At 71.9% G+C, this 12,647-nt stretch carries 12 protein-coding genes and 1 riboswitch; of the genes, 5 read left to right on the top strand and 7 right to left on the bottom strand.

Features of this window, described 5'->3' with window-relative positions; all coding sequences use genetic code 11:
- Window positions 1-3: 3 nt before the first annotated feature.
- The 3 genes from rsmH to RAN62_RS20600 all read right to left on the bottom strand — a co-directional run bounded on the left by rsmH (window position 4) and on the right by RAN62_RS20600 (window position 3,108).
- A complete protein-coding gene (rsmH, locus tag RAN62_RS20610; protein WP_305786548.1) occupies window positions 4-1,059 on the bottom strand; it encodes a 16S rRNA (cytosine(1402)-N(4))-methyltransferase RsmH in 1,056 nt (351 codons plus the stop codon).
- Window positions 1,060-1,281: 222 nt separating this feature from the next.
- Window positions 1,282-1,713: a division/cell wall cluster transcriptional repressor MraZ gene (gene mraZ / locus RAN62_RS20605; protein WP_305786326.1), complete on the bottom strand. Its 432-nt coding sequence runs from the start codon at window positions 1,711-1,713 to the stop codon at window positions 1,282-1,284.
- 600 nt (window positions 1,714-2,313) lie between these two features.
- A complete protein-coding gene (locus RAN62_RS20600; RefSeq protein WP_305786325.1) occupies window positions 2,314-3,108 on the bottom strand; it encodes a C40 family peptidase in 795 nt (264 codons plus the stop codon).
- A gap of 40 nt (window positions 3,109-3,148) precedes the next feature.
- Window positions 3,149-3,358, bottom strand: a riboswitch (cyclic di-AMP (ydaO/yuaA leader).
- A gap of 464 nt (window positions 3,359-3,822) precedes the next feature.
- Between RAN62_RS20600 and RAN62_RS20595 the strand changes: the two genes are divergently transcribed.
- The 3 genes from RAN62_RS20595 to RAN62_RS20585 are packed head-to-tail and all read left to right on the top strand — an operon-like array spanning window position 3,823 to window position 6,617.
- Window positions 3,823-5,043: a MurT ligase domain-containing protein gene (locus RAN62_RS20595; RefSeq protein WP_305786547.1), complete on the top strand. Its 1,221-nt coding sequence runs from the start codon at window positions 3,823-3,825 to the stop codon at window positions 5,041-5,043.
- A 42-nt stretch (window positions 5,044-5,085) separates the two neighbouring features.
- Window positions 5,086-5,799 carry a type 1 glutamine amidotransferase gene (locus RAN62_RS20590; protein WP_305786324.1) on the top strand — a complete coding sequence of 238 codons (714 nt, stop codon included), beginning with the start codon at window positions 5,086-5,088 and terminating at the stop codon, window positions 5,797-5,799.
- 56 nt (window positions 5,800-5,855) lie between these two features.
- Window positions 5,856-6,617, top strand: coding sequence for a TVP38/TMEM64 family protein (locus RAN62_RS20585; RefSeq protein ID WP_305786323.1), 762 nt, complete (start codon window positions 5,856-5,858; stop codon window positions 6,615-6,617).
- A 23-nt stretch (window positions 6,618-6,640) separates the two neighbouring features.
- Here RAN62_RS20585 and RAN62_RS20580 read toward each other — a convergent pair whose 3' ends face one another.
- A complete protein-coding gene (locus RAN62_RS20580; RefSeq protein ID WP_305786322.1) occupies window positions 6,641-7,888 on the bottom strand; it encodes an MFS transporter in 1,248 nt (415 codons plus the stop codon).
- On the opposite strand from RAN62_RS20580, the gene RAN62_RS20575 reads away from it, so the two are divergent.
- Window positions 7,887-8,888 carry an ArsR/SmtB family transcription factor gene (locus RAN62_RS20575; protein WP_305786321.1) on the top strand — a complete coding sequence of 334 codons (1,002 nt, stop codon included), beginning with the start codon at window positions 7,887-7,889 and terminating at the stop codon, window positions 8,886-8,888. The genes RAN62_RS20580 and RAN62_RS20575 overlap by 2 nt on opposite strands.
- 36 nt (window positions 8,889-8,924) lie before the next feature.
- Here the strand turns inward: RAN62_RS20575 and RAN62_RS20570 are convergent, their stop codons facing one another.
- Together RAN62_RS20570 and RAN62_RS20565 are read right to left on the bottom strand one after the other, a co-directional pair.
- Window positions 8,925-9,338, bottom strand: a complete 414-nt coding sequence (locus tag RAN62_RS20570; protein WP_305786320.1) for a hypothetical protein — start codon at window positions 9,336-9,338, stop codon at window positions 8,925-8,927.
- Window positions 9,335-10,741: an FAD-dependent monooxygenase gene (locus tag RAN62_RS20565; protein WP_305786319.1), complete on the bottom strand. Its 1,407-nt coding sequence runs from the start codon at window positions 10,739-10,741 to the stop codon at window positions 9,335-9,337. The genes RAN62_RS20570 and RAN62_RS20565 overlap by 4 nt, the downstream gene beginning before the upstream one ends.
- A 90-nt stretch (window positions 10,742-10,831) precedes the next feature.
- Here RAN62_RS20565 and RAN62_RS20560 point away from each other — a divergent pair, with 90 nt between their 5' ends.
- On the top strand, window positions 10,832-11,380 hold the full coding sequence (locus RAN62_RS20560; RefSeq protein WP_305786318.1) for a TetR/AcrR family transcriptional regulator: 549 nt from the start codon (window positions 10,832-10,834) through the stop codon (window positions 11,378-11,380).
- 1 nt (window position 11,381) lies between these two features.
- Here RAN62_RS20560 and aroA read toward each other — a convergent pair whose 3' ends face one another.
- The gene (aroA, locus tag RAN62_RS20555; RefSeq protein WP_305786317.1) at window positions 11,382-12,608 is read right to left on the bottom strand and encodes a 3-phosphoshikimate 1-carboxyvinyltransferase; all 1,227 of its coding nucleotides are present in this window, start codon (window positions 12,606-12,608) and stop codon (window positions 11,382-11,384) included.
- Window positions 12,609-12,647: the final 39 nt, after the last annotated feature.

Raw genomic sequence — 12,647 nt, 5'->3', positions numbered from 1 at the left:
CGCTCAACTACCCTCCCCCTTCTTCCGTGCCCCCGGGCGTCGCCGCCCTTGTCCCCCCTGTGCCGACAGCCGGGCCCGCTCGCGTCCGGTCCCCGCTGCCGGGTCGTGCTCGTCCAGCCGTTCCGCCGCGCGCAGCTTCACCGAGGCCGCCCGCGGGTTCTCCGCCACTTCCTGCTCCGTCGGCGGCTCCGACCCCCTCGTCAGGAGCCGCACCGTCGGACCGGTGCCGGGCAGCTCGACCGGCAGGTCGATCGGCCCCGTGCTGCGCGCCCGCTCGGCCAGGGCACGCTTGACGATCCGGTCCTCCAAGGAGTGATACGACAGCACCGCAAGCCGCCCCTTCGGCGCCAGCAGCTCCAGTGCGGACGGCAGAACGTTCTCGAGGGCGGCGAGTTCGCCATTTACCTCAATACGTAGCGCCTGAAACGTTCTTTTCGCGGGATTTCCACCCGTTCGTCGCGCGGCGGCCGGGATCGCGTCCCGCACCAGGTCCGCGAGGCGCGCCGAGGAGACGATCCGGGCCTTCGCCCGCTCCCGCACGATCGCCGAGACGACCCGCTGCGCGAACTTCTCCTCGCCGTAGACCCGCAGGATGCGGACGAGCTCCCCCGGCTCGTAGCCGTTCACGACCTCCTCCGCGGTGATGCCGCGGGACTGGTCCATCCGCATGTCGAGCGGGGCGTCCTTGGCGTACGCGAACCCGCGGTCCGCCTCGTCGAGCTGCAACGAGGACACACCCAGGTCGAGCAGTCCGCTGTGGAACGCCGGCAGCTCCAGCCGCTCGAGCACCTCGGGCAGCTCGTCGAAGACGGCGTGCACGAGATGGATCCGGTCGGCGAAGCGAGCGAGCCGGTGCCGCGCGTGGGCCAGCGCCTCGGTGTCGCGGTCCAGCCCCACGAGCGTCACGCCCGGGTGCCGCTCCAGCACCGCCTCGGCGTGCCCGCCCAGGCCCAGCGTGAAGTCGACATGCACCGCGCCGCTGCGGTCGAGCGCCGGAGCCAGGATCTCCAGGCAACGCTCGAGCAGCACCGGCACGTGCGTGCCGCGCAGCTCCCCCATGTCGACCCCCATCGCACCGCTCTTCCTCGCGTGGTGCCACCCGTGCTCTGTCGAGCGTGCGCCGGCCGTCCTCCGTACCGCCAGATCCCCATCCGCTCATGCCCGGTGCCGTCCGGGCTGGTCACGCGCCTGGCGCCGGGGAAGAGGCGCCAGGAGCGGGAGCGGCTGGAGATCTGGTGGTAGGGCAACGACGACCGGACTCTCCGCCGGCGGTGGCCACGCCTACAGTCCGCCGGGCAGCACCCCCTCCTCGATGTCGGCGAACTCGTCCTCGCTCGCCGAGAGGTACTGCTCCCAGGACTGCTTGTCCCAGATCTCCACCCGCGTGCTCGCCCCGATCACCACGAGCTCGCGGTCGAGTGCCGCGTAGTCCCGCAGGTGGACCGGGATCGTGACCCGGCCCTGCCGGTCCGGGATCTCGTCGTGCGCGCTGGCGAAGAACACCCGGCTGTAGGCCCGGGCCGCCTTGTTGGTGACCGGTGCGGTCTGCAACTGCTCCGCGATCCGCTGGAACTCGGCCATCGGGAACACGTAGAGACAGCGCTCCTGCCCTTTGGTGATCACGACACCTCCCGCCAGCTCGTCCCGGAACTTCGCCGGGAGGATCAGCCGGCCCTTGTCGTCCAGGCGCGGGGTGTGCGTGCCGAGAAACATCGGCAAACCCCCCTGCCCAGTGGCGGCATCGCGGTCCGCCGGTTCGCTCGGGCCGGCAGGTCCGATCCGGCCCTGCCACTGGGCACCACTTTACTCCACTTCCCTCCACCCGCAACCGGAAACGGGGCTTCCGCGAGCCCGATTCGCGGATGAAACAGCACGTCAGAAGCGGTGGCCGCGAGGTGGAGGGTTTTGGCCGCCCCCGCGTGGTCCACTTTCCGACACGCGGCGGCCACGGCGGCAGAAACGCCCACAAAAGGGGGTATATCTCAAGCACGGAAGGGCAGCCGGGGAGGGAAGTGGAGGAAATCCGCGACCCCGGGTGGAGCGAAGTGGTGCCCCCCTTGGCAACCCCCACCCGGCGCAAGATCTCTCACATGGGAACCCCTTGCGCCCGCGCGCCCCAGCCTTCCCGCGCGCCGAACGGACGACCACCCCATGGCGGCCGCGCCGGATCACGGCGGAAACGACAGTGAGGCGTGACCCGCATCGGGCCACGCCTCACTGAAATGTCGAACCGCGTCACTGCATCACTGTCGTACAGCCTTGCTCGGCCGCGCGCCGGGGTCAGCCGGCGACGGCGTCCTGCCGGGAGCTGCGTCAGGCCGCGAGGCGGCGTACGACGTAGTTGCTGCTCCAGATCTTGTGCTTGCCGACCCGGGCGCCCGAGTGGGGCGAGTCGTAGATGTAGCCGCCACCGGCGTAGATGCCCGCGTGGTAGCCGTACGACCCGGAGCGGAAGACGATCAGGTCGCCGACCTTCTTGTTCGCCTTGCTGACCGACTTGCCGTACTTCTGCTGCGAGTTCGCCTTGTGCGGCAGGCTCTTGCCGACCGCCTTCTTGTAGACGTACTTGGTGAACCCGGAGCAGTCGAAGCGGCTGGGGCCCGCGGCGCCGTACTTGTAGAGCGCGCCCTTGTGCTTCTTGGCCTCGTTCAGGATCTTGACGCCCGCGGCGACCTTGGGCTTCTTGACCGTGATCTTCAGGCCGGCGCTGGTGCCGTAGCCGAACTGGCCGTAACCGGTGTACTGGGTCCGGAACCAGGTGGTGACGCCGGGCTTGGCGGTGATCGCCACCAGGCCCTTGCTGTTCACCGGCTTGGCGGCCCACGTGTGCCACTTGCCGTTGCGGAGCGCCTGGAGGCGGACCGACCCCTTGGTGACGACCTTGCCGGTCTTGGGGTTCACGACCTTCGCCGTCACCTTCACCGACTTGCCCTTGGTGATGGTGCGGGTGGCCGAGTTGGTCAGCTTCGGCTTGATCTTTGCCGCCGCCGCCGTGACCACGGGGGTCGCGGTGATGGTGGCGGCGGACGCTGCCGGCGTCGCGACCAGCTGGCCGGCGCAGAGGCAGAGACCCAGGGAGAGAGCGACGGTTCCGGCACCGGCGGACACACGCCGGCCCTTGCTCGAACTGCGTTCGTGCACGGTAGTAGAGATCCCTCCGGCACGCCTGCGAGGTTAGCTGTCGGGTTCGGGCGGGAAGGCTTGCCCGGCCGCCGGATTGCGCGGCTTCACCCCGAGGTCCGGGGCCTGCTCCGAGCGGCACCTGACGGCGCCGGCCGGTCTCGGCCTCGAGCGGACCAGTGGAAATGGGTCCCCCGTCCCTGCCCCCGTATGCCTTTGTGGTTGGTGCGTGGAGCTTCGTGGTCGAGCTGCGCGGACCGGGGCAGGGCTCGGCGTGATCCGGGCGGCTCGAGCGGTGGGCGGGTGCTCACCGGCCCCACCTTGGTACCCGAGTTTCGGCCCGACGGTAAGACCCACCGATGTGACTCTCCGTATTTGGCACAGTGGACACTGTCCGTTTTGTTACCTGCCGGAGACATTTGCCGCTACGCCCCGAGATTGATCAACTACGGTACGTCTAAAGTTACGGGTGAATCAGAACACATAAAAACCCGCCACCAGGCCGTACTCCCACCCGGCCGAGGTCGGGCGAATACCCCGGCAAACGTCCCTACCGGGCTTTATCGTCCCCCGTACGGCGCGCCGGGGTCCACCGTTCGGCGGAGGCGTGAAACACGCTCGCAGCACAGGAATACACCGCCCCTGGCGCCACTCGACGTAACGTCCGTTTCGGGTACCCTCGTCGCCGTGACGGACGGGAAATTGCCTCTGAGAGCCAAGGTCGCGACTTCGGTGTCGCGCACGGCGGCCGCGCTCTCGCGTGCCGCGGGCCGCGGCGACGGCTCGGTGATCGGCGGGTGGATCGGTCTCAAGATCGACCCAGACCTGCTGCGCAACCTCGCGGCGGGGCGGGCCATCGCGCTCGTCTCGGGCACCAACGGCAAGACGACGACCACGCGCTTCACGGCCGCGGCGCTCGGCGTGCTGGGCCCGGTCGCGACCAACTCGTTCGGCGCCAACATGCCCACGGGCCACACCTCGGCCCTGGCCAAGGCCGGCACCACGCCGTTCGCGGTGCTCGAGGTCGACGAGCACTATCTGGCCCGGGTCATCGACGAGACCACGCCCCGCGTCGTCGCCCTCCTCAACCTCTCCCGCGACCAGCTGGACAGGGCCAAGGAGGTGTCGATGATGGCGCAGCTGTGGCGCACCGCCCTCGCCGCGCACCCCGACATCGTCGTGGTGGCCAACGCCGACGACCCGATGGTCGTGTGGGCCGCGACCGGCAGCCAGCACATCAGCTGGTTCAGCGCCGGTCAGCGCTGGACCGACGACTCGTGGGTCTGCCCCGAGTGCGGCTCCCCCATCAACCGCGCCCAGGGCGACTGGTGGTGCACCGGCTGCACGCTGCGCCGCCCGCAGCCGAAGTGGGTCGTCGAGGACGAGGGCGTGATCGACGCCAAGGGCGACTGGCACCTGGTCAAGCTGCAGCTTCCGGGCCACGTCAACCTGGGCAACGCCGCGACCGCGCTGGCGGTGGCCGCAGAGTTCGGCGTCCGGCCCATCGAGGCCGTCCCGCGGCTCGCGACCGTGGCCTCGGTGGCCGGGCGCTACGCGCAGGTCGACCGGGACGGGCGCAACATCCGGCTGCTCCTCGCCAAGAACCCGGCGAGCTGGCTCGAGGCCTTCGACATGGCCGAGGTCGCCCCCACGCTGCTCTCCATCAACGCGCGCGACCCCGACGGCTTCGACACCTCGTGGCTCTACGACGTCGACTTCTCGCCGCTGCGCGGGCGCCAGGTGCTGATCACCGGCGACCGGGCCTACGACCTGGCCGTCCGGCTCGAAGTGAACGAAGTCGCCTTCCGCCACGTGACTACCTTCGACGAGGCAGTGCGCTCGGTTCCGGCGGGCCGCCTCGAGGTGATCGCCAATTACACCGCGTTCCAGGACATCCGGGCGGAGCTCGACCGTGTCAACTGACGCACCCCGCGGCACCCAGGGCAGGAAGCGAGAGTCAGAGCGATGAACGACAGCACGCTGCGGATCGTGTGGATCTACCCGGATCTGCTGTCGACCTACGGCGACCGGGGCAACATGCTGATCCTGGCCCGCCGGGCGGCGCTGCGCGGCATCCCGGCCGAGACCTACCAGGTCCGCTCCGACCAGGCCATGCCCACCACCGCCGACATCTACCTCATCGGCGGTGGCGAGGACGGCCCGCAGGCTCTCGCGGCCCAGCGGCTGCTCGCCGACGGTGGCCTGCACCGCGCGGTCAACCAGGGCGCCGCCGTGCTCGCCATCTGCGCCGGCTACCAGCTCTTCGGCAGCTCGTTCTATGCCAAGGGCGCCCAGTGCCGGGGCCTCGATCTGCTCGACATCTCCTCCGACCGGGGCGAGACCCGCGCCGTCGGCGAGGTGCGCGGCGACATCGACCCGCGGCTGGGCCTGCCCCCGCTGACCGGCTTCGAGAACCACGGCGGCCGCACCCATCTCGGCCCGGGCGTCTCACCGCTCGCACGAGTCACAGCGGGCATCGGGAATGACGGGCAGACCGAGGGCGCTTGGAACGGGAAGATCCTCGGCAGCTATGCCCACGGACCCGCCCTGGCCCGCAACCCAGCTATAGCCGATCTGCTACTGCGCTGGGCCACGGGCGCGGATAGTCTTCAACCCCTGGACGACACCTGGAGCGAGCGGCTCCGGGGCGAACGGCTCGCCGCGGCGGGCACCGCATGACCCGATGAACGCCTGACCAGCACCTGGACCGACGAGAGTAGGGGCGGTACGCCTGCATGACTGACCTCCTGATCGCCCCGAGCGGCATCGACACCTCCGCCCCGGACCCTCAGGCCAGCCAGCAGCCCCCGGCCCTGCCGCACGAGCCGATGGGCTGGCGCCGCCGGCTCGTCCGCTTCGGCCTCCTCGCCGCCGTCGTCGCCGGCCTCGGCGTCGCCGCGATGGTCCTCCCGTTGCAGGCGATCGCCGACTCGGTCGTCGCCCTCGGCCCGGCCGCCGCGGTCATCGTCGCCGTCGTGGGCGGCCTGCTCCTCTCGGTGCTGGTCCCCCGCACGGCGATCACCGTCGCCTGCGGCGCCCTCCTCGGCCCCGCGACCGGCGCCGCCACGGCGCTGGCCGCGGCCGTCATCGCCGCCGTCGCCACCTACTACGCGGGCCGCTGGGCCGGCCGCGGCGCCCTCGGCGCCAAGAACGGCAGCCGCATGGAGCGCCTCGACGGCTGGCTCAACCGCCGCGGCCTGTCGGCCGTCCTGCTGGTCCGCTTCCTGCCGCTGGCCCCCTTCGGCCTGATCGGCTACGCCTACGGCACTACCTCGGTCTGCCGCAAGCGCTACCTGCTCGGCACCACCCTGGCCTCGATCCCGAGCGCCGTCTCCTACGCCGTCATCGGCGCCGCGGTGGCCGCCCCGGGCTCGCTCAACCCGGTCACGCTGGCCCCCGCCGCCATCGGCATCGGCCTCACCACCACGATCGTCCTCCGCTGGCGCCTCGCCGCGAAGAAGAACGCCGCCGCCCAGGCCGTCGCCGCCGCAGCCTGACCTACGCCCAGCGGCAGAGGACCTCAGCGAGCGAGCACCGGGGCCGGCTCCGACCGCCGCAGCGCCGGGGTCAACGCCAGCGTGATGCCCAGCGAGGCGACCGCGAGCACCCCCATCGCACGGGCCGGACTCAGCCCGGTGGCGAGCACCCCGCCGATCGCCGCCCCGACCGCCTGCCCCGCCATCAGCCCGGTGGAGAGCAGGCCGAAAGCCTGGCCCTGGATATCCGCCCCGGCCACCCGGACCAGCCGCTCCTGCAGGGGCAGCGCGGCGGCGTACCCGATCGAGGCGACGAAGGCGAGCCCGAGCGCGACCCCCGGCGGCGGCCTGAGCAGGAAACCGAGGTACGGCACCGCGAGCAGGATTCGCAGCGGACCGGCCCACCGATCACGCCACCGAACCGGGACGAAACGGCCCAGGAGGACGTCGCCGAGCAGCATGCCGGCCGCGCCGGCGGCGAACAGATACCCGGCGTGCGCCTGCCCCGCATACGGGACGAAGAGCGCCTCGCACCCGACGATCAACCCGTTCGGGACCCACATCGCCAGGTAGAGCGGCCGCGTCACCGGCGAGCCGAGCAAGGCCCGGTTCACTTCCCGCGTACGGATGACGAGTCCCTTGTCCGACGCCACGCCGGGCCGCTCCCGGAGCCCGAACCGCAGGGTCAGTGCCGCCCCGACGGCGGCCGCCCCGGCCATCCCGAAGAGCGCGGCGGGCGGAAGCCGAACGAGCAGAAGACCGCCCAGCCCGAACCCGGCGACCTGCATCACGCCGACCGCGATGTTGAGCGTCGCCCGGCCGAGCACGAAGCCGTCCGGCGGCACGACGGCGTGCAGCAGCCGGATGACGGAACCACTGGTCGCCGAGCCGGCGAGAAAGGGGATCGCAAGGATCAGGAACCGCGTCCCCCAGGGCAGATCCGGCAGCGCCTGCAGCGAGAACGCGACGGCGTAGGCGATCGGCATGACGGTCGCCGCCCGCCGCGGGCCCATCGCGTCCGACGCGCTGAGCACGGTGGCCGAGCCGAGCAGCGTGATCAGCGGCCCGCCGAACATTGCCAGCGCGGTGAGCACGGGCGACCCGGTGCTCGCATAGGTGGTGGCGCCGAGGGCGAGGCTGCCGACGGAGACGGCCGCCATCGTGATACAGCGGGCGAGAAACAGCATCCGGAACTCGGGGAGGGTGAAGATCTCGCGATAGGTACGCACGGCGAGAGTCTGGAACAGTGGCGGCGGCAGTCCCCACTTCTTCGCGAGGAGGCGAAACGTCATGGGGTCCTGGCGTGTGACCGCCGACCTGCTGGCGTCGAGCCGGTTCGTGTTGTCCCCGCTGGCCGAGACGGTGGCCGCGCTCACCCTGCTCGAGATCCCACGCGGGCCCTGGCAGCAGGCGTTCCACGCCGCCAACCGGGACGCATACGCGGAGATGCTGGCCCGGCATCCGGTCCGGCGCGACCTCGTCCGCCGGGCGTGGCGGCCCCGGATCGGCGAGCGGCCGGGCTGGACGGCCGACTTCCTCGGCACGGTTCCCGCGGCCCCGGGCCTGTCGTTCGCCGGCGAGCTCGACCAGCTCGCCGGCGAGTGGGACGACGACCGCATCCGCTCGGAGCTCCATATGGTCCGGCCGGGCCGGCTCGCCGCGACGCTGCTGCGCCCAGGGCTGCGCGCGGAGCTGCTCGGACTGCTGCAGTGGATCTGGACGGCCACCGTCGAGGCGGACTGGCCCCGGCGCCGGCGGGTGCTGCAGGCCGACATCGTGTCCCGGACGACGTTGCTGGCCACGCAGGGCTGGTCCGGCTTGATCCCGACGCTGGGGGCGAGGACCCGGTGGCTCGGCGACGGGCTGCTGCAGATCAACCACTTCGACCTGCCCGAGCGTGACCTCTCGGCCGCGCGGAGCCTGGTGTTCGTCCCGGTGCACAGCAACGGCTCGTGGGTCATGTGGGACGAGCCCACCCGGTACGCCGTCATGTACCCGGTGACCGGCGCGCTCGCCCCGCCGGCCGGGGCGGACGTACGGGGCCTGGCCCGGCTGGTCGGCGCCAACCGGGCCCGGCTGCTGCTCGCGCTGGACGATCCGCGGTCGACCACGCAGCTCGTGGCCCTCTCGGGGCTGCCGCTGGGCTCGGTCGGCAACCACCTCAAGGTGCTGCTCGGCGCCGGCTTGGTGCTCCGCCGCCGCGCCGGGCGTGAAGTCCTCTACTGGCGGACCGCGCTCGGCGACGCCCTGGCCGCGACCGCAGTCGGCCCCGCGGACGACAAAGCCGGATGAGAACGGACGACCAAGCCGGGTCACGGCGGACGACGGTCACGCCCGCGGGCCGGCGGCTTCCGGACCGTCGAACCAGCGCCGGATGTCGTCCGGGGTCGACCGCGGCTCGTAGTTGAAGACGAAGCGGGCCTTCGGGAGCCGGGCGTGGACGAGGTTGACGAGCGCCTCGAAGAGGACGGTGTTGGACGGCACCAGGCGTACGCCGGCGCCGATCAGCACGGCGTCGTAGGGCGTACGGTCGATGGCCTCGGCGATGACACCCACCGCGGTCTCGCCGAAGTCGATGAGGATGTTGTCGACGTCGAAGCCCGCGGCGCGCAGCCCGGCGACGTTGTCGTCGTTGGCTTTGCGCAGGCCCTCGCGGGTCAGACCCGGGAACGACGCGAACGCAGGCGACGCGAAATCGATCTTGTCGGGGTCCAGGCCGGTCTGCAGCACCTTGATGGTCACAGCTTTGCCTCCTCGGAGTGAGCGGTCCATCGACGGAGAACGGGAGCCCAGCCGTCCTCGCCGGCCCAGGCGATGTAGCCGTCCGGCCGCACGAGCAGGGCCGGTCCCGCGTCGGTGCGCTCGGCCGTCAGCAAACCGGGCGGCACCGCCGGCCCGGCCGCAGAGCGCACGAGCAGGAACCCGGGCCGGCGCTGCAGCTCGGTCAGCCGCCCCTCGGCCAGGGGCACCTCGGTGGCGCGCGTGCCGACCAGCTTGTGCTCGCCGCGACGGTGCGTGTATCGCAGCCCGGTGCCGGCGAAGCTGCCCGCCAGCTGGTCGCGGACCAGGCGCAGCGCGGGCGGGGCGAGATGGTCGCGCAGCCAGCGCGCACCGGCCGGGTGCGTGGTGACGCTGCGCATCATCAGCCCGGACTGCAGCAGGACCCGCCGCCCGATCGGATGCCGCTCGGCGTGATAGGTGTCCAGGACGGCGTCGCCCGCCCCGCCGAGCACGGCGTCGATCTTCCAGGCGAGATTCGCCGCGTCCTGGATGCCGGTGTTCATGCCCTGCCCGCCCATCGGCGAGTGCACGTGCGCGGCGTCACCGGCGAAGAAGACCCTTCCCTTCCGGTACGCCCGGAGCTGCCGTTCCTCGCAGTGGAAGCGCGAGTGCCACCCGACTTCCAGGACCCCCACGTCCCGCCCCATCGCCCGGTTCAGCACCCGGACGATCTCCTCCCGCTCGACCGGCACGGCGTCGCCCACCTGATGGCCGCGGTCCCACGTCATCGCCCGGAACCAGTCGCCGCGGCCATAGGGCACCAGGAAACCGAAGCAGTCGGCGGTGTCGCCGAGCGTCAGCGCCCCGCCCGCCGGCCCGTGCGCCAGCCGGACGTCGGCCAGCACCACCGAGGACAGCACCGTGCTGCCCGGAAAGTCCTGCCGCAACAACCGTCGCACCGTGCTGTGCGCGCCGTCGGCGGCCACGAGATAGCGGGCGTGGAACACCTCGCCGGACGCCGCGGTGACGGTCACGCCGTCGTCGTCCTGCGTCACGGCGGCCGCTTCGACCCCGCGCCGGATCGTGGCGCCCGCGGCGGTGGCGTAGCGGCCGAGGGCCTGGTCGACATTGGTCTGGGGTGTGATCAGGCCGAAGGGGTAGTGCGACGGCAGCCGCGACAGGTCCATCGTGGCCCCGCCGAAGAGCCGGATCTCGGCCGTGGTGGTGCCGGTCGCCAGCAGGTCGTCGGCCAGCCCGCGGCTGTCGAGCACCTCGAGCGTGCGGGGCATGGTGACGAAGGCCCGGCTCGCGGGGTTGATCTGCGGCCAGCGCTCCAGCACGGTGACCGCGCGGCCCCGCAGCGCCAGGTCTCCGGCGGCTGTCATGCCGGTGGGACCGCCTCCGATGACGAGAACGTCCTCCATAGGGCTCACCTCCTGAGCTGTTCAACAACCGTAGAACAGCTCAGGAGGCGTCGTCAACACCTGTTGAACAGGGTCCGGTAGGCTCGGCGCGTGGCAGCACGTACAGCGGACTCCGAGGCGACCCGGGCCGCGATCCTCGACGCGGCACGGGCGCAGTTCGGGCAGCAGGGCTTCGACCGCACGACGATCCGCTCGGTCGCCACGGCCGTGGGCGTCGATCCCGCCCTGGTCATGCACTACTTCGGCACCAAGAACGGCCTTTTCGAGGCCGCGGCCCGGCTCGAGATCCGCTTCCCGGACCTGTCCGCGACGGCACCGGGCGAGGTCGCGGACGTGCTCGTCCCGCTCTTCGTCCACCTGTGGCGGCCCGACGGCCCGCTGCTCCCGCTGCTGCGGGCCGCGGCGTCCAACCGCGCCGCCGCGGACGTCCTCCTGGGCGTCTTCACCCACCACGTCACGCCCGGCCTCGCCCCGCTGGCCGCCGACCGCCCCGAGGAGCGGATCGCGCTCATCGGGGCCCACCTGCTCGGGATCGCCGTCGCCCGCTCGATCGTCGGGATAGCGCCCCTGGTCGACATGCCCGACGACGCCCTCGTCGCCTGGCTGCGGCCGGTCATAGCCCACTACCTGACGGACTGACTCAGCCGCCCAGTGCGGCGAGATCCGCGAAATACTCCGGGTACGTCTTCGCCACGCACCCGGGATCCGCGATCTCGATGCCCGGGACCCGCAGCCCGAGCAGCGCCATGCTCATCGCCATGCGGTGATCCTCGTACATGGCGAACCGCGTCGGCCGCGGCGTCCCCGGACGGATCGTGAAGCCGTCGTCGTCCTCGGTCGCGTCGATGCCGGCCCGCCGGAGCTCGGTCACCACGGCGCCCACCCGGTCGGTCTCCTTGCCCCGGATGAAGCCGATGCCGCGCACCCGGGTCGGCGAGTCGGCGAACACCGCCACGGCGGCCAGCGTCTGCGCGGTGTCCGAGATGTCAGCCATGTCGACGTCGATCCCGCGCAGGGAGCCGGACGACTCCACGGTGATCGAGCCGGCGGCATGGATCACCGAGGCGCCCATCCGCGCGAGAACGTCGGCGAAGGCGACATCCCCCTGGAGGCTGCCCGTTCCCAGGCCGTCGATCGTGACCCGGCCCCCGGCGACGGCCGCGGCCCCGAGAAAGTAGGAGGCGGCGCTGGCATCGGGCTCGATCGCGTAAGTGGCCGGCACGTAGGAACCCGGCTCGACGCTCAGATCGGACACGGTGACCCCGAAGGCCGCCATCACGGCCTTGGTCATCTCCACGTACGGCACCGAGACGAGCGGCGACGTGAGGGTCACCCGCAGCCCGTCGCGCATCAGCGGACCGGCCATGAGCAGCCCGGACAGGAACTGACTGGAGATGTGCCCACTGACGGTGACCTCTCCCCCGGCGGCGGGCCCGGTGACGGCAGCGGGCAGAAAACCGGACGATTCGACGACCGCCCCGGCTTGGCGGAGGGCGTCGAGGACAGGGCCGAAGGGGCGCGCCCGGAGCTGAGGGGTGCCGTCCACCACCGTACGACCGGCGATCAGCGCTGCCGCCGGCAGGATGAACCGGGACGTCGTGCCGGATTGGCGCGCGTCGACCGTACCGGCGGAAAGCGCACCACCGGTGACCTGGACGACGCCGTCGGAGACCGCCACTTCCGCACCCAGCGCGGACAGCGCGCCCATCATCGCGCGGGTGTCGTCGGCGAAGAGCGCGCCGGTCAGCGTGGACGGGCCCGGGGCGAGCGCGGCGCAGAGCAGCGCGCGGTTGGTGATGCTCTTGGAGCCGGGCGGCCGGACGGTGGCGTCCAAGGGCTGGGTCAGGGGTGTGACAGGCTGCGACATGGCGCCCAGACAAGCAGAAAGGGCCCGCCGGCGGCGGGC

Source organism: Symbioplanes lichenis (assembly GCF_030709675.1).
GTDB classification, from domain to species: Bacteria; Actinomycetota; Actinomycetes; order Mycobacteriales; family Micromonosporaceae; genus Actinoplanes; species Actinoplanes lichenis.
This window is presented reverse-complemented; position numbering and strand designations above follow the sequence as displayed.